At 42.2% G+C, this 18,166-nt stretch carries 21 protein-coding genes; 7 read left to right on the top strand and 14 right to left on the bottom strand.

The window, feature by feature from the left end:
* Position 1 precedes the first annotated feature (1 nt).
* Both PHC76_RS09015 and PHC76_RS09010 read left to right on the top strand, forming a co-directional pair.
* Positions 2–355: a hypothetical protein gene (locus PHC76_RS09015; RefSeq protein ID WP_299969769.1), complete on the top strand. Its 354-nt coding sequence runs from the start codon at positions 2–4 to the stop codon at positions 353–355.
* Complete coding sequence (locus PHC76_RS09010; RefSeq protein WP_299969772.1) at positions 355–1,095, top strand: exonuclease domain-containing protein; 741 nt, start codon at positions 355–357, stop codon at positions 1,093–1,095. The genes PHC76_RS09015 and PHC76_RS09010 overlap by 1 nt, the downstream gene beginning before the upstream one ends.
* 2 nt (positions 1,096–1,097) lie before the next feature.
* Here PHC76_RS09010 and PHC76_RS09005 read toward each other — a convergent pair whose 3' ends face one another.
* On the bottom strand, positions 1,098–1,769 hold the full coding sequence (locus PHC76_RS09005) for an energy transducer TonB (protein WP_299969774.1): 672 nt from the start codon (positions 1,767–1,769) through the stop codon (positions 1,098–1,100).
* Between the two features lie 15 nt (positions 1,770–1,784).
* The gene (locus tag PHC76_RS09000) at positions 1,785–2,045 is read right to left on the bottom strand and encodes a hypothetical protein (RefSeq protein ID WP_299969777.1); all 261 of its coding nucleotides are present in this window, start codon (positions 2,043–2,045) and stop codon (positions 1,785–1,787) included.
* Between the two features lie 78 nt (positions 2,046–2,123).
* Between PHC76_RS09000 and PHC76_RS08995 the strand changes: the two genes are divergently transcribed.
* Positions 2,124–3,362, top strand: a complete 1,239-nt coding sequence (locus PHC76_RS08995) for an AAA family ATPase (RefSeq protein WP_299969780.1) — start codon at positions 2,124–2,126, stop codon at positions 3,360–3,362.
* Here PHC76_RS08995 and fetB read toward each other — a convergent pair.
* The 5 genes from fetB to PHC76_RS08970 form a co-directional block, all read right to left on the bottom strand.
* Positions 3,346–4,089, bottom strand: a complete 744-nt coding sequence (gene fetB / locus PHC76_RS08990) for an iron export ABC transporter permease subunit FetB (RefSeq protein WP_299969783.1) — start codon at positions 4,087–4,089, stop codon at positions 3,346–3,348. The genes PHC76_RS08995 and fetB overlap by 17 nt on opposite strands.
* On the bottom strand, positions 4,090–5,247 hold the full coding sequence (locus PHC76_RS08985; RefSeq protein WP_299969784.1) for a DUF6035 family protein: 1,158 nt from the start codon (positions 5,245–5,247) through the stop codon (positions 4,090–4,092). It abuts the gene before it with no gap.
* Positions 5,248–5,252: 5 nt separating this feature from the next.
* The gene (locus tag PHC76_RS08980) at positions 5,253–5,525 is read right to left on the bottom strand and encodes a helix-turn-helix transcriptional regulator (RefSeq protein WP_299969787.1); all 273 of its coding nucleotides are present in this window, start codon (positions 5,523–5,525) and stop codon (positions 5,253–5,255) included.
* A complete protein-coding gene (locus tag PHC76_RS08975; RefSeq protein ID WP_299969790.1) occupies positions 5,518–5,859 on the bottom strand; it encodes a type II toxin-antitoxin system RelE/ParE family toxin in 342 nt (113 codons plus the stop codon). The genes PHC76_RS08980 and PHC76_RS08975 overlap by 8 nt, the downstream gene beginning before the upstream one ends.
* A gap of 160 nt (positions 5,860–6,019) precedes the next feature.
* Positions 6,020–6,745, bottom strand: coding sequence for an META domain-containing protein (locus PHC76_RS08970; RefSeq protein ID WP_299969793.1), 726 nt, complete (start codon positions 6,743–6,745; stop codon positions 6,020–6,022).
* 129 nt (positions 6,746–6,874) lie between these two features.
* On the opposite strand from PHC76_RS08970, the gene PHC76_RS08965 reads away from it, so the two are divergent.
* Together PHC76_RS08965 and PHC76_RS08960 are read left to right on the top strand one after the other, a co-directional pair.
* Positions 6,875–7,273, top strand: a complete 399-nt coding sequence (locus PHC76_RS08965) for a hypothetical protein (protein WP_299969795.1) — start codon at positions 6,875–6,877, stop codon at positions 7,271–7,273.
* Between the two features lie 10 nt (positions 7,274–7,283).
* Positions 7,284–7,583: a hypothetical protein gene (locus tag PHC76_RS08960; RefSeq protein ID WP_299969797.1), complete on the top strand. Its 300-nt coding sequence runs from the start codon at positions 7,284–7,286 to the stop codon at positions 7,581–7,583.
* 3 nt (positions 7,584–7,586) lie between these two features.
* Here PHC76_RS08960 and PHC76_RS08955 read toward each other — a convergent pair whose 3' ends face one another.
* Genes PHC76_RS08955 through gspG form a run of 6 tightly spaced genes read right to left on the bottom strand, consistent with a single transcriptional unit; the run spans position 7,587 to position 12,335 of the window.
* Complete coding sequence (locus PHC76_RS08955; protein WP_299969800.1) at positions 7,587–8,648, bottom strand: AI-2E family transporter; 1,062 nt, start codon at positions 8,646–8,648, stop codon at positions 7,587–7,589.
* 4 nt (positions 8,649–8,652) lie between these two features.
* Positions 8,653–10,413 carry an ABC transporter ATP-binding protein gene (locus PHC76_RS08950; RefSeq protein ID WP_299969802.1) on the bottom strand — a complete coding sequence of 587 codons (1,761 nt, stop codon included), beginning with the start codon at positions 10,411–10,413 and terminating at the stop codon, positions 8,653–8,655.
* A gap of 15 nt (positions 10,414–10,428) precedes the next feature.
* Positions 10,429–10,932, bottom strand: coding sequence for a type II secretion system protein J (locus tag PHC76_RS08945; RefSeq protein WP_299969804.1), 504 nt, complete (start codon positions 10,930–10,932; stop codon positions 10,429–10,431).
* Positions 10,929–11,366 carry a prepilin-type N-terminal cleavage/methylation domain-containing protein gene (locus tag PHC76_RS08940; protein WP_299969807.1) on the bottom strand — a complete coding sequence of 146 codons (438 nt, stop codon included), beginning with the start codon at positions 11,364–11,366 and terminating at the stop codon, positions 10,929–10,931. The genes PHC76_RS08945 and PHC76_RS08940 overlap by 4 nt, the downstream gene beginning before the upstream one ends.
* A complete protein-coding gene (locus PHC76_RS08935; protein WP_299969809.1) occupies positions 11,353–11,904 on the bottom strand; it encodes a type II secretion system protein in 552 nt (183 codons plus the stop codon). The genes PHC76_RS08940 and PHC76_RS08935 overlap by 14 nt, the downstream gene beginning before the upstream one ends.
* Positions 11,904–12,335, bottom strand: a complete 432-nt coding sequence (gene gspG, locus PHC76_RS08930) for a type II secretion system major pseudopilin GspG (RefSeq protein ID WP_299969812.1) — start codon at positions 12,333–12,335, stop codon at positions 11,904–11,906. The genes PHC76_RS08935 and gspG overlap by 1 nt, the downstream gene beginning before the upstream one ends.
* 279 nt (positions 12,336–12,614) lie before the next feature.
* Between gspG and PHC76_RS08925 the strand changes: the two genes are divergently transcribed.
* A complete protein-coding gene (locus PHC76_RS08925) occupies positions 12,615–14,789 on the top strand; it encodes a LamG-like jellyroll fold domain-containing protein (RefSeq protein ID WP_299969815.1) in 2,175 nt (724 codons plus the stop codon).
* An 18-nt stretch (positions 14,790–14,807) separates the two neighbouring features.
* Complete coding sequence (locus PHC76_RS08920) at positions 14,808–16,013, top strand: hypothetical protein (RefSeq protein ID WP_299969817.1); 1,206 nt, start codon at positions 14,808–14,810, stop codon at positions 16,011–16,013.
* 146 nt (positions 16,014–16,159) lie between these two features.
* On the opposite strand, the gene PHC76_RS08915 is transcribed toward PHC76_RS08920, so the two are convergent.
* Complete coding sequence (locus PHC76_RS08915; RefSeq protein WP_299969820.1) at positions 16,160–18,007, bottom strand: alkaline phosphatase PhoX; 1,848 nt, start codon at positions 18,005–18,007, stop codon at positions 16,160–16,162.
* Positions 18,008–18,166 lie beyond the last annotated feature (159 nt).

Here is an 18,166-nt window from a genome sequence, read left to right as displayed (position 1 = left end):
CATGGCCTACATTATGCAATTAAAACATTTGATACAAAACGAACTGATTCCCGATGTGGAAGATCACATCGATGACCTTTTCGAGGGGATCGCTTCTGCTAAAGATGCTACCGTCCAAGAGCGTGCAGAACTCGAAGATATGCAAGCGCTTCGCGATGAGTACAAAGAGCTCTTAAAAGAGCTCAACAGCGGTGATATTGATGAAGAAGAGGCAGAACAACTTTATACCGAACTTACCTCGATGCGTGAGGGGGGGGATGATGAGGAAGATGACCTCGGATACGATGAAGAGGAAGAAGAGGACGAAGACGATTACGATGAGTTTGATCTTGAAGACGAAGACGATCAGTATTAATGGCGGCATTTGTTGTACTCGACACTGAAACGACTGGTGCGGGAGAGAATGATCGTATTATACAGCTCGGCTTTTTAGTCCTTCAGGGTAAAAATGTCGAGGTTCATAACGATTTGTGCAGTAGTGACGTCCCTATCGGATATGGTGCGATGGAAGTTCACGGAATCACCCCCGAAATGATAGAGGGGAAACCCTCATGCCTTGAGACGGATGCGTTCAAGGCACTTCAAGAACTCAATTCTTCGGAAAATGTGATGATTATTCACAACGCCCCTTTTGATTTGGGAATGTTAGCAAAAGAGAACTTTACCTCTCAAATGCGTCTCATCGATACGTTGCGATGCGCGAAACACCTCTTTGATGAGGAAGAATCTCATAGATTACAGTATTTTCGCTACCGTTTAGGACTCTATAAAAATGAACAAGCCGAAGCGGATGCTCTGGGTATCGTTGTCAAAGCGCACGATGCCATCGGCGATGTATTGGTACTTAAACTCTTTCTTACCGAATTGCGTAAACGGCTTAGCGAACGTTTCGGAGATGTAAATCCTATCGATAAGATGGTGGAATTAACCCAAACACCGGTATACATTACCAAACCGCTTAAATTCGGTAAACACAAAGGGAAAACCCTTAGTGAGATTGCCGATAGCGACCGTGGCTATCTTTCGTGGATGCTTGCCAATATGGAAAATCTCGATGAGGATATGAAATACAGTATTGGAAAAGTACTAGAATAACTTTAATGTAAAACGTAACTCAACGGTACGTTGATCCGAACCGATTCAGTCGGTTTTGGAAAACGGGATGCCATTTTCTCGATCAGTGCTACTGCGTCGTTATCTAAAATCTCAAATCCTGAACCCTCTGTCACTTTGATATTGCTCACACTTCCATCACTATCGAGTGAAAATGCAATCCGCACTTCCCCTTGCATCTTTAATTTTTGTGCCATTTTCGGGTATTTGAGATTTTGAACTAACAATTCTCGAATCTCACCCAAGTGGGCGTTTAAAAACTCTTTTTGAACATTTGGAGGTGGAGGTGGTGGAGGTGCGATTTTTTTGGGTGGTTGAGCTGGTGGTGGGGTGATGGGAGGAGGTGTTATGGCTGGTGTAACCGGTTGAACTATCGGTAATGGGGGTTGCGGTACGGATGGTTTAACCGGGATTGGAGTTTGGATTATCGGTTGTGGAATAGGCTTTGGTTTTGGAATAGGTTTTTGTTCTTCTATCGGGCGTTGTATAGGGATATTTTTAGGGGGCTGTGTTTGTGGAACATACGAGTTCAATGTTATTTTCATAGGTTCAGGGGGTGGAGGAACAGGATTATGGGTCAATAAAAAAATGAAAATCGCACCGAAAAAAGTATGCAGTGCGAGAGAATAGAGAAAAGATCGAAGTTGGTATGTCATAGTGGAATTATACTTTTAAAACGTCGTTTTTGTAGAGGTTGCGATCTCACTGAGGCGATAGGCGGCATCAACATGCCCATTTTTCATTGCCTTTTTCCACCATTCCATTGCTTGAGGAATATCTTTTTCGACCCCTTCGCCGTAAAAATAGATCATTCCCAAATGAAATTGCGCTTCAGAATCACGTTTATAGGCGGCTAATGGGTAGAGAAGCTCGTATGCTTTTGTATAATCTCCTGCATCATAAGCGGCAATCCCTGCGTAAAGTTCTTCCATTGGTAAAATCCTTTTAAACTGTTGATGATATTATAGCTATCTTCTCTTTTTTTAGACCTATCTGAATATAATAACAGTATGATTAAAACTGCTCTTAGTATTTTAGAAACCTCCAACCTCTTTATCACCGGTGGTGCGGGATCTGGGAAAACGACCCTTACTCGTGCACTGATCGATGATGCGGTGCAAAAGGGGAAATCAGTTGCCCGTCTCGCCTCTACAGGTATGGCGGCAACGCTAATCGGGGGGCAGACGCTTCACAGCTTTTTTGATTTGGGTATTGCTAACTCTCAAGAAGAGTTGGAGCGTAACGGCAAACTCGAACCTGCTAAAAAAATTATCAAACTTATTCATTCCATGCAAATTATTATCATCGATGAGATTTCGATGGTGGGTGCGCCACTGCTCGATATGATACGGCTTCGTCTGCTTCAAGCGGAATTTAGCGGACGAGTCATTGTGGTGGGGGATTTTTTACAGCTTCCACCCGTGACGCGTGGGAGTGAACCGATCTATTTTGCTTTTGAATCTCCCTCATGGGAGCGACTCGGATTTGAGACGTTGCATTTGGAGGGGTCATACCGTACCCATGAAGCGGAGTTTTTGACATTGTTGGAGAAAGTACGTCATGCTCGTATCGATGAGGAGGCGTATGGTGCTCTCGATGAATTGGTTCGAGAATTGAATGAAGACATGAGTACGATCACCTTGTTATTCGGCAAAAATATCAGTGCCCAAAACCATAACCGTTCCCAGTTGGAACATCTGCACGGCGAAGTGGTCGAAGTGGAAACCCATGTAACACTCCATGATAAAAAGATGCAGGATCGTGATGTGGAGCGGTTTATGAGCGAAAGTCGTATAGAGCCTACACTGGCACTCAAAGTGGGAGCACCTATCCTCTTTACCCGTAATGCGTGGAACTACTACAACGGTGAGCGGGGACGAATCACCTCCATCGAAGAAGAGGTTATTTGGATTAAAAAAACCGATGGTGTCAGTGTCAAAGTGGAGCGTGTCGATACCACAAAAACACGCTGGGTTGAAAAAGGGAAATCATTAAGCGAAGAGAAACTCATCACCCTCAGCCAGTTCCCTATCACGTTAGCCTTTGCCATCACAATCCATAAATCACAAGGGATGAGTTTGGCGGATTACGTCATCGAAACCAATGAGATTTTCGCTCCTTCACAGTTTTATGTGGCACTATCGCGATCAGTATCAGCACATCGTGTTACGTTGATACGTCCGAATCGCGGATGGGAGAAACTTTGTTTCGTTCATCCCAAGGCGAAGAGGTTTAGCGAGGGGTTGTAAACGCCGCTTCGATAATGACCCGATACGAAAACATCGTGCTAAATACCGCCGCGAGCAATGCTACAGCGACCATCATATACATAACGGCGAGTTGATATGAAATTGCTTGTAGCGGATCGGCACCTGCGAGGAGCATCCCCGTCGTGATCCCAGGTATATGGATAATCCCGACCGTCTGGAGCATATTGAGTGTGGGAATCATCGATGCTTTGACGGAGGCTTTGGAAGCAAATCTGAGAGCCTCTTTCATAGGTGCACCGAGCGCTACCATCCCCTCTATCGTCTCTATTGTATTTTTGACTTCGGCGCGAAATCGCTCAGTGCTTTGGGTATAGACGTTTAGGGCGTTGCCGATAATCATTCCTCCGATAGGGATCATCTCATGGGGAACCATGTGAATCACCCCGAACGCCATCATCGATAAAAAGACAATTCCCGAAGAGGCTCCGAGGGTAAAAAAAGCGATTTTAAAACTGTGTTCACCTAAAGGAGAGCGTTTTTTGGCGGTATAGGCACCGAATGTTATCATTCCCAGTAGTACAAAAAAGAGCAGGGAAGGGTGTTCAATTTTAAAGAGATAAACGAGAGCGTATCCGAGGAGTCCTAATTGCACCATCGCGAGGATTGAGTTGGTCAGGATTGTTTTTTCCAAACCGAACTGTTCACGGCGTGAATACCAAAGGGCAAAAATGATAAGAAGGTATGAGGCTAAAAAAGAGTATTGCATTTATTGGCTTTTTGTATTGTCGTATGGAATAGCATGTGTGTGGCATATTTCTTGTGCAGCTTTGAATTTATTGCTGTTGTGCCTCATATCTGCTAGGTATTGGATGAGATCAATAATTTTATAATCACAATACATACAAGAACCCGTATTGTTTTTAATTTCAAAATGTCCACTATTCTTATAATGTTGGCATATTGGACAATCTAAATACATATATGGACTATCATCAGGATCATCCAAATCCCAATGAATAAATTTAGGATGAGAAGCTTCAATATAGGGAATAAAATCTATTAAATGTGCTGCTTCAAAAACAGTTTTTTGATTTACATTCGGATCTTTTTTAAACCAAGAGAGATAACTGTTAATTATTTTATAGCTTTCTTCGAAAATAGAATTTTCTCCTATTTGATGTTTATTTAATTTTTTTCCTTCTTTTTCATAGTCAAAAAGAGCAGGATTACTATTGATTAATTTAAGATCAGACAGGTCAATATCTATTGTTCTATTTGTTGGTTTAATATTTAAAGAACCATCTGCATAATAAATTTCTGGAGCTTTAAAATGACATTTTAATAGTTTGTCGTCGGATGATAATTCGTAAATATGTTCTGATAATCCATAATGCTTTATATCTTTTTGGAATTGGGGTTTACTAAATTCACTTGGTTCAATTACCCAAAATAGATGAATATCTTTTTCACGATAATGATCAATGCGAGCAAGTATTATGGATAGAGATAGAGGACTTATTTGGATTTCGAAAGCAATTTTTTTATCGTTTCTTTCACAATACACATCCGCTCTTCGTCCATCAGTAAATTTTTCGATACATACTGTACTTTTATCGATCAACGGATCATCGGACAATTCCAATTTTTCTCGGAGTTTATTTTTTAAAAACTTATGTTTTTCACTTTCATGACTTTGTTGTAATAAATAGGTTTGATATTCTTTATTTGAATCTATACGACACGACTGATTTCGTTTATGACTGAAATAGTATCTTTTCTTAACACCTATAGTTAGATATGTACCACATTCAGGACACGTATAGATGTCTCCACGAGACAGTTCTCGGTGCTTTTCAGATAATTCGTTTGTATAAACATAATTACCATCTGAACAAATAGCAAAAGGAACTAAAGTCTCGTTCATGTTGATTACACCACTGTAATTTCTATCTTTTTATTAAAAGCATTTGCAAGCTTCTGTAAAAAATCAATCCCCACATTGACGGAGCCGTTTTCAATACGGCTAATGACCGTTTGTGTCGTTCCGAGTTTTTTTGCCAATTCACCTTGGGTAAGTTTGTATTGCAATCTGAGCCCGACTAAAATATCAATAATTTTAAAGCGTAACTCTTTTTGCTCATACGCTGTTTTAAACTCTTCGTTTTGTAGTGATTCGTTTAGATGGTGTTGAAAATCATCCATTTTGTACCTCTTTTAGCCGTTTGATGGCAATGTCAAGTTCTTTTCTTGGCGTGCTCTGGGTTTTCTTCTGAAACCCGTGAAGCATGACGAACGTTTTATCGGTGTAGGCAAAATAGAGTACCCGATAAATGCCGGATTTGTCTTTTGCTCGTACTTCATAAATCTTTTGTTCCAACGGTCTTATAAATGGGAGACCTAATTCTGTACCATATTTTTGTAAAAGGGTGAATATTCTGAATATTTCAGCTTTCGGTTCATTGCCGATCTCATCTAACCACTCTTTTACGGGTAATTTACCGTTTTGGTTTTGATAATAATGTATTTTCCACTGCATGGATATTATATCTTATTAGATATATTTTTGTCAATTTTATCGATACTCATAATAATACCTTTGTAAAGATAGTAAGAGTATAGAGATTATTTGTCATGAGAAAGAAAAAAATGACAATATGCAATATTTATAACAAAGAGGCTAAAAAAGAGTATTGCATTTACTTTTGTATCATCGAAAACTGTAATGCTCCCGTATCATCACGAACTTCCCATCTCTCACCGTTACGGCTGATTTTTGAACTTTTTTGGAGTGCACTGATAAAATTTTGCTCTTGCTCCATCAGTTCAGGGGTGCATATCATGCGGGTGGTTGCGGGAAAACCGATAGTGATTTGATTCTCTTTGATGGTATAGGTGGTGGTGTATTGGTTGCACCCTGTCGAGCCGTCCATTTTTCCATCATTGCTTAGTATCATCGTAATCGGTGATTTGACTTGGGTGATGATTTGTTTGCCGTTATTGAGATAGTTAAGGCTATAAACTCCCTCTACCGGTATTTTAGAGAGTGCTTGCAATTCGAGTAATGGTTTTCCGTCAGCTCCGAGTAACACTAACGTGGAGGTGTTATTTTCGTAAATTTTAGCGGAGATTAATGCGGTTTTAAAGTTGGCTGATTGTTCCATAGCAGGACATGCCATCATGGTGGACATCATATTCTCAGAGACGGTGATTCGTGTCCCATCGCTCGAATAGCTCCCTATGAACTGATTGCATCCGTCATTTCCGCTGAGTTTCCCTTTTTCAAAACGGATATGTGCGTTGGAAGTGGTAGATTTCCAGCTCCCATCAAGTGAGGTTTGAGGAACGGGTGCTTCATGTTGTGAAGTAACGCATCCGGTGAAGAGAAGAGAGAGGGAAATAGCTAAAAATATTTGTTTTTTCATTACAAACCTTGTGAATAATGTTATTACTTAATCATAGCGAACTTTTTTGAACATAGTGTATAATTGAAGGTGATTAAAGGGTGAGTACGTTAAGATAATCGAAGCTCAAGTAAGAAGGAAAGTATAGCAATGGATAATCAAATGTTGACAACTTTTGTCGGAGTGATTGCACTGTGTATGATCTTGATTACCGCGGTGATTGTACTAATCGGAATTCAAGCGTTCAAAACAATGCAGCGTGTTCGTGAATTTATCGGACATGCTCAAAATGAGCTCAGTTTCCTCTCGACGAAAGCGGCATTAACTTTGCATGAACTCAATGAGTTGATTATTCAACTTAAAGGGGAAACGTTTACATTGAGCCAAAAAGCCCTTGAGGCATTGCATGAAGCTCATGAGATGATTGATTATCTCCATGACCAAACGAAATCGTTAGCACTAAAAGCCTCTAACGGTATCGCCAAAGTGACGATGGGTTCGCTTCTTATCGGTGCTTTATCGCAATTATTAAAAAAGAAATCTCAATAAGGAGTTTACTATGAATACCAATAATACCCTTAGTTTTTTGATCGGAGCCGCATTGGGCGGTGTCGCGACCTATTATGCTCTCAAACACCAAGATGAGATTATCGATAAAATCCATGAACTTGAAGAGAATCTAAACCTCGATCATAATGAACTGATTGCGAATGCTAAACATAAATTGGATCAGTTGACCCAAAATGTTCAATCCACTATTGGTCGTTTTAGCCCTCATGAAGATAAAAGTGAAGAGGTTGCTAGCATCATGGAAGAGCTAGAGCGTTTACGTGCCGAAGTTGCCGCGTTAAAAGCATAGTTTTTATTTTGTTATATGATTACGCCGTAATACCCTCAGCAGGGTAACGGTAAACGCCACAATCGCAGGTCCAATCAAAAATCCCCAAAAACCAAACGTCACTAACCCCGCCATGATCGAAAAAAAGATGAGAAAATCATCAATCGGCTTTCTCCCCTGACTCAAATAGCGGTTGAGCTGTTGCAAAATCAATAATCGGACAATGTTATCGATGAAAAATGAGAGCATCGCCCATGAATAAATCACAATAATAAGGGCATTCATCCCGTTGCCGCTAAACCATTCATTGAGTGCTACAGGGACAAAAATCAAAGCTGTTCCAAATATCGGGATGACCGAAGTGACAGCAATCAATAGCCCAAAAAGCCAAGGGTTATAATTGTCAAAAAAGCTGATAAAAATCCCAAATGCTAACCCTTGTGCGATGGCAACACCGACGAGGGTATAAAAACCTGCCGCTGAGGTGGCAATCATATCGAGGATAAACTCTTGGCGTATTTTTCGGCGCATCGGGATAACGGGAGATATAGAGAGTAAAATCGGGCGTCGATACCACGAGAGAAAAAAGAAAAAAGTGATAATTAATATCATATCCCCTACGGCTCCTAAAAATCCTAAAACGCCGTTTCCAAGGTTAATGGCGAGAGTTGTTGCGATTTGGGTTTGGTGCTCTTTGGTTTTAGCGATTCCCTGATCAACGTACTCTTGAAGCCAATGCAATGAATCAGGGAGATGAGAAGCAATTTTAGTAATTTGTGTGGCAAAAGTATTGCCGATTTGAATCAGTTCTGAGGGGTGCGTGGCGATATAAACGATGAAAAAGATAATCGGGACAAAAAGGACGATAAAAAGGAGCAGAGTCATAATAGAGGCACTCCAAAGTGCTTTGTTAGCGTTTAGAAAAGGTTTTTTTTGAATAATCCCTTCCATCCACAAGTGGATGGGGGTAAAGGCAGTAACCAACAATAGTGCTACGACAAAGCTATTTAAAAACGGTAAAAAAAGCCAAATAAAGAGTCCAAAAGTTATAAAAATCAATGATCGAACAAAAAGGTTGTGTTCCATATAACTATCCTTGTACTGAGATAAAGGAGTGAAAACTCCCTTCTGATTTTTCGAGTTCTTTGTATGTTCCCTCTTCGAGAATGATACCGTTTTCGAGGACATAAATATAGTCGGCACGGGTGATGGTGCTAAGGCGATGGGCGATGATGATGACCGTTTTATTTTTCAAAAACTCTTCCAATGCTTCGAAAAGGGCGCTCTCTGTATGGACGTCGAGGGCTGAGGTCGATTCGTCGAAGATGACAACTTGTGGATTAGCCAGTATCATCCGTGCGATGCTGAGTCGTTGGCGTTGACCTCCTGAGAGGCGGATACCGAATTTACCTACCTGAGTCTCCAACCCATCGGGGAGCTCTTGGATAAACGGTGAGAGTTGGGCAATCCGCAACGCCTCCCAGATAGAATCTTCAGAGATTTCATCCCCCATGGTGAGGTTAAATCGGAGCGTCTCATTAAACATTAATGGCTGTTGTAAGACGACAAAAACAGCATCACGAATGTGGGCAAAACCGATGTCGTTGACATTGATACCGTTGTATAAGATTTCACCCGAAGTAGGGGGGTAAAAGCCGACTAACAGCTGAGAGAGGGTACTTTTTCCGCTACCGCTTGCTCCGATGATGGCAACGGTGCTTCCTGCGGGGATGGTGAGATTTACCCCTTTGAGGATGGGTTCATTATCGTTATACCCAAAGAGAAGGTTCTTCGTCGTGATAGAGAGAGGATGATTTTTATCGAGTGTGTTGTGTGCAGAGATTATTGGTTCACTCGGAAGTGTGAGGAGTTCATTGAGACGCGATAGGGCATTTTTGGCATTGGCAAAGCTGTATTGGAGAGACAATAAATCCTGCACGGGGGTCATCATAAACCACAAATAGCCGAATATCCCAAACATCACTCCGATGGAGAGATCGGAGGTGAGTACCATTACGAGACCTAATGCACGGAAAATTTCAAATCCGCTCAAAAATAGGGTATACGAATACCGCTCACCCATCAATGCTTTTATCCCATAAAGGCTCGCACTTTGACGCAAACGATGAGATTGGTCAATCGCATTGGTGATAAAACGCTCCTCTTTATTACTGGCGCGAATCTGTCCGAAAAGGTCACACATTTGGGTTAAGGTATCGGAGAGTTCCCCTATGGTACGGTTTTGCTCTTTTTTGAGTACACCTACCCGACTCGATATTTTGCGGGTCACAATCATAATGAGGGGCTGAAAAATAAGGATAAGGATTCCAAAGAGGGGATTAATCCATATCAGTACCGCTCCGACACCGATTAACGTAGCGATAGAGACTATCAGTTTAGAGAGAGCACTCCCTAAAAACTGCTCGATAGTGTCGATGTCGGTGATGAGGTGAGTAATCACTTTCCCGCTTCCCAAACGCTCGTATGCACTCATAGAAACGTGTTTGAGATGTTCCAGTGCACGAACACGGAGTGAAAAACTGAGTTCCTGAGAGAGGGTAATAAAAAACTTTTGCGATACGACACTGAGGATAAAAAATAAAAAACGTAATGCGATAGTGGTCGCTAAAACAATCCCTATATAGAGAAACGGTTCATGTGCAGGGGTGAGCCAATCTATCGCTTCGGTAATCTTTCCCCCTTTTTTGAGAAGCACTTCATCCACCATAAGCGGGATGAGCAAAGGGATCGGTATAGAGATTAATGTGGCGATTATCGCGATGATATTGCCCCAAACGAGTGAGCGTTTATGGCGAAGCATCAATGAAAAAAGGGTTTTAAAAGTGAGCATGATGCGATTGTATCATTATTTCGTCGTTTCGACTATCAGAGGGGATTCGTTTTCAAATTTTAAATAGATGAGACGATGTTTCGTCGAGTCATAGAGACGAAAAAGCTCACATTGCTTCCCGATGAGGTCACTATGGGTTAAATAGAGCTTTTCGGGGAGGATGGGAATCGTGATGAGGGATGAAGATTCGAGTCGTACCAGTGAATTATCGGCTTTGAGGACGAGCCATGTTATGTAGGGGCGGTCGATTCCGTATAATGAGTGGTTGGAGCCGACAATGGAGATGGTATCAAAATTTTTGTTGGAACTCGTCGAGAGGGTGAGTGATTGTGCGCGGTCGAAATCGGTTCGTAGTAGAGAGAGTATTTGATTTTTATGGGAGAGGATAAGCTCTTTTTGTTGAAAAAAAGTTTGTTCTTTTCGTAGCTGATTGATGGCACCGAAGAGAAAAATAGTAATCAATCCGAAGAGGGCTATCGATATGACTAGCTCGATGAGGGTAAAACCGTTGCGTCTCATTTTTGCTCCGAGGTGAGGCGAAAAAAACTGCTGTGCTCATGGGGATTTTTGAGCATCACCTTTTGGAGTGCGAGGGTGTTGATGGTCGAAGAGAGTGTTGATGATGCGGGTGTATCCATCAGAGGATTAATACTCTCTTTGGGTAACAGCTCGATTTCGTAGCTTACCGATTGGAGTGATTCTCGAATAACTGAGTGATCGATGTTATAACGAGAACTGAGAATCTCATCGACGCTGAGTGTTCTCCCATCCAAGGTCTCGTTTGCCTCTCCTTGAACCAAGCTCATCATGATAGAGGAGTCAAAGCGTTGGAGAATGTTGGTAGAGAGAGCGGTGCTTTGAGAAACGATTTTCATGAGTGCCAGGACGGCGATGGAGGCAATCGTGATGGCAACCAGTGTTTCGATAAGGGAAAATCCTCTACTGTGCCCCATAAATATCGTCTCCTTTGAGTGGATAAAGGGCTTCATTAAAGATGAATTTTTGTAACTCTTCTTCGCTTTGGGTGATGTAGGGTTTATTTCCCCCTAACGGTGTATAGGCGTAAAATGTGGTATCACTTTTGAGGATTAAAGGGGTGGTAGAGCCATCGGGATGGAGGGTCATTTCAAAGCACCCTTGACTCATTTCTCCCTTGGATTGTGTCACCACTTTGCCCCACGGGGTTAATTCGCCGAAACGATTAAAGCCATAACGTTGTAGTACCCCAGTAGCTTTTAGATTGGCGGTGGTGAGGAGGGTGTCATCGTTGGAGATGATGCGACACTCATGGCACGATGTATCGCAATTAAGTCGAATTTCACCCGATTGCGATAGAGCTAAAAGGGTTGTTTTTAGGGTTGTGAGATTCAATGTCGGGGCGGTTATATGCTCTTTCTTTAAGGTGAATAACCCAATCGAATAGATGATTCCCACTATCGTCATAACGATGAGCAGTTCAAAGAGCGTCATCCCCGAACGTGACATTTTCATTAACGGCACTCGGAGAGTTTTTGATCCTTCTCTTCATCTTTACCGCCCTCTTTGCCATCACTCCCTAGAGAGATGAGTTCAATATCACCATCCACGTTGAGATAAAGATAGGGATGATTCCATGGGTCTTTAGGGAGATTTTTACCCTCGACGTAGGCGTTAGGCGAATAGGAGGTGTACGCATCGGGATTGGGGTTGGTGAGAAGTGCTTTTAGCCCCTCTTCACTCGTTGGATACGAACCGTTGTCCACTTTGAACATTTTGAGACTTTCGTTTAAACTTTTCATCTGAATACAGACGAGCTTTTGTTTTGCTTCTCCGCTTTTACCGGTGATGTTCGGGATAACGAACGCCGCTAAGAGTCCTAAAATGATGATGACAACCATAATTTCTATGAGGGTAAAGGCTTTTTTGTGTTGGTGAGATGACATTTTAGGGGCTCCTATTTTTGACTCATTATTATAATGCGCATTGTAACATACTCTTTTGTAACCATTTTAAAATAGTTTTAAAAGCTTTAGATCCAGTAACTTCTATGCACATAATTTTGGGCTAAATATGACCAATATATGACCAGTAAATTGTTATTATACGGATAAGTTAAAAAAAACTAATTAATAAATATTAGTGTAATTTGTTAAATAGTTTCAGTATCCATCAAGGCAAATGCAGGACAAGAACATATTTAAATAGAGTTACAAGGAAGCAAAATGAAAAATTTCTATGAAGGTTTAACCCGTCGCGAATTTCTCTATATTATGGGTGTCTTAAGTCTTAGTGCTTGTGGAGGTGGCGGAGGTGATAGTGGTAGTGCAACGGGCGCTGGTACTAACGGAGGTGGATCAACTGAGTCATTAACAATGACCACCATTCGTCATCCCGGACTTTTACATACCGAAGCTGATTTTTCCCGTATGGCGGCTAAAGTATCAGCGAATGCGGAGCCGTGGATTTCGGGTTGGAATAAGTTGGACGATCACGATTACACGAGTCTAAATCGTGTACCTAACCCGTTGGTAACGGTTGTACGCGGAGCGGGGGTAACGGACGCGAACGGAAATGTTGTGGCTCAGAATTTTGGAACGATGGTATTTGATATGGAATCGGCATATCAGATTGCGTTGTATTGGAAAATTACCGGAGATACACGATATGCCGATTTAGCGGTTCGATTTCTCAATGAATGGTCATCGACGATGACGACACTTACCGGAAATGCGGATCGGTTTATCGCTGCTGGTCTGTATGGGTATCAGTGGGTGAATGCTGCTGAAATTATGAGTACCTATTCGGGATGGCTAAGCGCCGACAAAAGCCACTTTAAAGAGTGGTTACTTAGTATATGGTATCCCCTTTGCCATAGTTTTATTACTGATCATAACGGTTCAGATATCACCAACTATTGGGCATCATGGGATGCTTTGACGTTATGTGGAATTTTTGCAATCGGTGTTTTTTGCGAGAGGGTAGATATTTGTAATGAGGCGTTGAATTACTATACGACGACGGGTCGAGGCAATGGGGCATCGGCTCATAACGTGTATGTACTCCATCCCGGATATCTCGGGCAATGGCAAGAGAGCGGACGGGATCAGGGACACAGTACTCTCAGTATCAGCTGTATTGCATCGTTTTGTGAGATGGCATGGAATCAGGGGATTGATTTATATGGGTATCGAAATAACCGATTTCTAGCTGGTGCGGAGTATGTCGCCAAATCAAATTTGACCGATTCAAATGGCAATTTTTATACCCTGCCGTACTCGAGATACTCAAATCGTCAGGGGACGATGAACACTGTATCCGATTCCGGACGTCCCCATTTACGCCCTACATGGGAAATAATTTACAATCATTATGTCAATCGCAAGGGACTTTCGGCACCATGGGTGAGTACTATGGTGGCGAAAGTGCGTCCTGAATGGAGAGATACCGGTGGTGATGAACCTAGTTTTGGTACACTCACAATGTCACGTGACCCTTATGTTGGAGATGTTGCTCCCAGTGGTTTAAGTGCTGTTCTTAATGAGGGTAAAGTGTTACTCTCATGGTGGGGAAGTGCTTATGCTACAAGTTACAGTGTTAAACGTGCGTCTTCTGCTAATGGTCCATTTGCGACTATTGCCAACGTAACCGATCCACGTACCTACACAGATGCACCAAGTGATGGAATTTGGTATTATGCTATAACCGCAACCACACCAAGAGGAGAGACGGCGTTATCGAATATCATCCGAACCGTTACCCCGTATGAGAAAAAAATTCACCTTTCATTAAAAGAAGGTAGCGGTCTCGTAGCCGTCGATAGTAGCGGAAACGGAAAAAACGGTACTTTAAACGGAGCTACTAGCTGGGGATCTGGGCGTGTTTCGGGGAGTGCGTTAGCGTTTGACGGTACGAGCGGTTCTCTCTCTTTGCCCTCAGGGATTATGGCGGATATTGGTGATTTTACCATCAGCGTATGGATGAATTGGGCAGGGGGAAATAGCGGAAATCAGAGACTTTTTGATTTTGGATCGAGTGATATTGCTTATTTGGCACTTCTTCTAAACGGCTCCAATAAAACGATGCGTGTGGCTACAACAGGCACTATGTGGTACGGAGAACATAATATCAATGCCCCAAGTGCAATCAGTACCAATACATGGGTACATGTAGCGGTTACGTTATCGGGTAGCATCGGAACACTTTATCTCAACGGTGTGGAGGTAGCCAGTAATAATGCAGTCACCTTTGAGCCTTATCAGATGGGTGAAACGACACAAAATTGGTTAGGTCGGGCACAATATTCAAACGATCCTTATTTCAAAGGGCGTATGGAAGATTTCAGGCTTTATAGTGGTGCTTTAAGTGCGACAGAGATTAGCAGTTTAAGTAATAATTAGTGATATAAAGGATATTCCATGATTCGAAATATAGTTATCGCATTTCTCTCTGCGTTGTTTTTAAGCGCTTGTGGCGGTGGTGGTGAGAGTGGCGAAACACCTAGTATAAATACTACATCTGACACTAATAATACCGATAATAATACGACCAGTGCTAGTTTTATGGGTAAAAACACCCTATTAATCGGTGCCCAAATGAGTAATGAAACAGCATCTGCTGCACCGTTTGATGCCCGATATCTCTATCTAGCAGGGGGATCGGCACCGGATGAGGCGTGCATGAATTCGTGTAAAGCTTCATCCTCTTGTAGCGGTTGGTGGGGATGTTGGCAATGGGATGAACTTCCACCGGGAGAGTACATAAACGCCCATATTACCAATGCAACTTCTGCTAAATGGGAGGGGTCAACGCGCGCTCAAATTCCTGTTTTTACCTACTATCTGTGGCTTAATACCGCAAAAATGGGGGAAGGTTCAGCAGAAGTGACGGCAATGAGTGATTCTGCGATCCTCACCCGTTATCTTAATGACTGGCGTTTTCTCCTCCAAAAGATAGGTACACGGCGTGTAATGATCCATGTAGAGCCTGATTTATGGGGATATGTACGTCAGGTCAATAGTGATCCTCATGCCATATCATCGCCTGTTCGAACCTCCAACCCGACCGATTGTTCTACTCAAGAAAACAGTGTGGCGGGGTTAACACGGTGTATGATTTCGATGGCACGTAAATATGCACCGAATACTACGGTAGGGTTACACGCATCTCCTTGGAATTCTGCTCAAAGCGGCGATGCTGAATCGCTTGCTACTTTTATGAATGCATTGGGTGCCGGTGATGGCGATTTTATCGTAACCGATCCTTCAGACCGTGATGCGGGATGGTATGAGTTGCAAGGGCAAAGTTTTCGTTGGTGGGATGATCAAAAAGCAACCGCATATTTAGCATGGAGTAAAACGTTCTCAGAACGTATTGGTAAATCGACGATTATGTGGCAGATTCCACTGGGAAATATGGATCAAAATAATACCTATCAGCATTACAAAGACAACCGTGTCGATTGGCTCTTTTCACACATCAATGATGTTGCATCATCGCACGTAGTGGGACTTTTCTTCGGTTCAGGAGATACTCCTCAGACCAATCCTGAAACCGATGGCAATAATCTAATCAATAAAACAATTTTAAATTGGCAAAAGGGTGGAACACCGATTTCTCAGTAAAAATTCCTCATCTTTAGCGTTGTTGCACGTTCATCGAGAAAGTGATCTTCGATGTAATTGTTACCGTCAAAATAAAATATGGGTGAATATTGAGAGTATGCGGTTGTTGGACAAAAAAGAGCCCCTCCGAAAAGGGACATCGTGATTTAGCGGATAGCAGGAAGTTTTATGTATCCCATAGCCGATTTTTTCTTGTTGATTGAAGCGGCGAGTCCTGAAACGATTGGATTAGAAGCGTTCCAATCAACCAAGAGTGCATCACCCGGATGTTGAATACTCGACATAACATATCCGGTTCCATTTAGATTTTCGATGGCCTGAAGACCTGTTGATTCAGCACCGGCAGTAGCTGAGAGGATACGTGAGAATTTTTTTGTATCGATGTTGTACGCCCATACGAAGTTGTTGATATGCATTCCACTGTCTTCCCCGACGAAGAGTGTGCGCATTTTTTCAGAGAATTTAAGATTATCCGGATTAGCGACTTTGGAAACATCAGCACTGTTACCGAATACATCTTTGACAGAGACAGTCAAACCTGTCAATTCAGGGATTGCATTCATCGTTGTCGCTACATAAGAACTGTTGATAGCTGTACCGGCTGTATCGCTTTTTCCACTGCTAAGTGCAAGCTCGAATACTGCTCCTGCTTTTTCGATCGGTGCTTTGATATCGTCAACTGGATCACTAGAGCTTGTTGCCATACCGCCGCTCATGTTAGAGATTGCCATGTAAACTTTTTTGTCTTTGGCGTTAACGGTGACCCCTTCCATTTTATTAAATTCGCTGGTTGCACCAAGCAATGCTCCATAACGACGAGATTCAAGGTAAGCTGCTGTTTTTTCCATACCTGTTTTAAGTTTGATATATTCAGTCCCTTTGTAGGTTTTGATTTTTATAAATCCGGCAGTTGCAGATGCGGCGGTTTCGAATATGTCACTAAATTTAGGTTTAGCGGTAATGATTGCTTTAACCTCTGTATCGGTTGCATGAGCGAGTTTGATCCAAGTGAGGTTGGCTGTAACCGAACGATCGGTTGATGTACTTGTTTGAGTCCATTTTGCCGCGTACAATGTACCTGCACTCAAATCACCCGCAGTATCGGCAACGTACATAAAGAGCATAGTATATGAGCCATCATCTCCGAAGTAAACGGTTTTGTTATCCGGCATTACTTGCGCAAGTTCATGAGAGAAACGTCCCATATTATAGTGTTTTTTGAGAGTTGTTGCACCAGTCGACGTAACGGTTGTTTCATGGATATAACCATAGTTATAGACATTTGCAGTTGTTGTATCTCCAAAATAGGCATTTGGACCAGTGAGTGTATCGGTTCCGCTACCAGTTCCAAGTTCAACGAGTTTAGCATCCGGTTCATACTCTTCACTTCCCAGATGTGTTGTCCATGGTGTCATACTCGCTGCACACGTAATCCACAATCCACCAACACTGCTAGAATCAATGTTTGCGATTTTACTGATGTTGAAGTCTCCGTTTGCAGCTTGTGTTAATGTGCTGAGATTCATCATAGCCGGTAGTACTCCGTATCGACTCGCTCCGCTTCCATCGGCTGTAACATATTCAAATTGAGAAACCATTTGGATTGTATTTCCGATTTGCATAACACTTTGACCATCTGGGGTATCCGAAACAAAGGCTGTAGAAGGGCTAACAGATGTATCCATGATTGGACTACCGTTAACATCTAAAATCGCTCCGACCGTTGTACCACCGATAACATCGCCTGTACTCATAAGAGTTTTATATTCGAGCGGTTGTGTGACAGTAGTTCCATCACTATAAGTGATTTTAACAGACGCTTCAGAATAAACATGATCCATTTTATCAGCCGTTGTCGGAGCATCCATCCCGATAAACTCGGTACTAACAACTGTAGGGATTGAAGGGGATGAATCATCACTACCACATCCGACAAAAAATAAAGTGCCTAAAATAGCCGTTGCGGCAACAAGAGAATAAGTCCGTAAATGCATTGGAATCCCTTTTTTTTGGTTTTTCATAACGGCAAAATAGTAGGGAATGGGGGTTACGAATCTATTACTGTAATGTTATCACCGTGTAACCATTCTTTATTAGTATTTCCATTTTCATACAAAATTCATCTCTACTCGCTATACTTAAGGGAAAACTAT

Origin of the sequence: Sulfuricurvum sp. (assembly GCF_028710345.1) — a bacterium.
GTDB lineage: Bacteria > Campylobacterota > Campylobacteria > Campylobacterales > Sulfurimonadaceae > Sulfuricurvum.
This window is presented reverse-complemented; position numbering and strand designations above follow the sequence as displayed.

Excerpts from the sequence above, each read along its gene's own strand:
- PHC76_RS09015 (WP_299969769.1), top strand. The coding sequence starts at position 2 with ATGGCCTACATTATGCAATTAAAACATTTGATACAAAACGAACTGATT.
- PHC76_RS09010 (WP_299969772.1), top strand. The coding sequence starts at position 355 with ATGGCGGCATTTGTTGTACTCGACACTGAAACGACTGGTGCGGGAGAG.
- PHC76_RS09005 (WP_299969774.1), bottom strand. The coding sequence starts at position 1,769 with ATGACATACCAACTTCGATCTTTTCTCTATTCTCTCGCACTGCATACT.
- PHC76_RS09000 (WP_299969777.1), bottom strand. The coding sequence starts at position 2,045 with ATGGAAGAACTTTACGCAGGGATTGCCGCTTATGATGCAGGAGATTAT.
- PHC76_RS08995 (WP_299969780.1), top strand. The coding sequence starts at position 2,124 with ATGATTAAAACTGCTCTTAGTATTTTAGAAACCTCCAACCTCTTTATC.
- fetB (WP_299969783.1), bottom strand. The coding sequence starts at position 4,089 with ATGCAATACTCTTTTTTAGCCTCATACCTTCTTATCATTTTTGCCCTT.
- PHC76_RS08985 (WP_299969784.1), bottom strand. The coding sequence starts at position 5,247 with ATGAACGAGACTTTAGTTCCTTTTGCTATTTGTTCAGATGGTAATTAT.
- PHC76_RS08980 (WP_299969787.1), bottom strand. The coding sequence starts at position 5,525 with ATGGATGATTTTCAACACCATCTAAACGAATCACTACAAAACGAAGAG.
- PHC76_RS08975 (WP_299969790.1), bottom strand. The coding sequence starts at position 5,859 with ATGCAGTGGAAAATACATTATTATCAAAACCAAAACGGTAAATTACCC.
- PHC76_RS08970 (WP_299969793.1), bottom strand. The coding sequence starts at position 6,745 with ATGAAAAAACAAATATTTTTAGCTATTTCCCTCTCTCTTCTCTTCACC.
- PHC76_RS08965 (WP_299969795.1), top strand. The coding sequence starts at position 6,875 with ATGGATAATCAAATGTTGACAACTTTTGTCGGAGTGATTGCACTGTGT.
- PHC76_RS08960 (WP_299969797.1), top strand. The coding sequence starts at position 7,284 with ATGAATACCAATAATACCCTTAGTTTTTTGATCGGAGCCGCATTGGGC.
- PHC76_RS08955 (WP_299969800.1), bottom strand. The coding sequence starts at position 8,648 with ATGGAACACAACCTTTTTGTTCGATCATTGATTTTTATAACTTTTGGA.
- PHC76_RS08950 (WP_299969802.1), bottom strand. The coding sequence starts at position 10,413 with ATGCTCACTTTTAAAACCCTTTTTTCATTGATGCTTCGCCATAAACGC.
- PHC76_RS08945 (WP_299969804.1), bottom strand. The coding sequence starts at position 10,932 with ATGAGACGCAACGGTTTTACCCTCATCGAGCTAGTCATATCGATAGCC.
- PHC76_RS08940 (WP_299969807.1), bottom strand. The coding sequence starts at position 11,366 with ATGGGGCACAGTAGAGGATTTTCCCTTATCGAAACACTGGTTGCCATC.
- PHC76_RS08935 (WP_299969809.1), bottom strand. The coding sequence starts at position 11,904 with ATGAAAATGTCACGTTCGGGGATGACGCTCTTTGAACTGCTCATCGTT.
- gspG (WP_299969812.1), bottom strand. The coding sequence starts at position 12,335 with ATGTCATCTCACCAACACAAAAAAGCCTTTACCCTCATAGAAATTATG.
- PHC76_RS08925 (WP_299969815.1), top strand. The coding sequence starts at position 12,615 with ATGAAAAATTTCTATGAAGGTTTAACCCGTCGCGAATTTCTCTATATT.
- PHC76_RS08920 (WP_299969817.1), top strand. The coding sequence starts at position 14,808 with ATGATTCGAAATATAGTTATCGCATTTCTCTCTGCGTTGTTTTTAAGC.
- PHC76_RS08915 (WP_299969820.1), bottom strand. The coding sequence starts at position 18,007 with ATGCATTTACGGACTTATTCTCTTGTTGCCGCAACGGCTATTTTAGGC.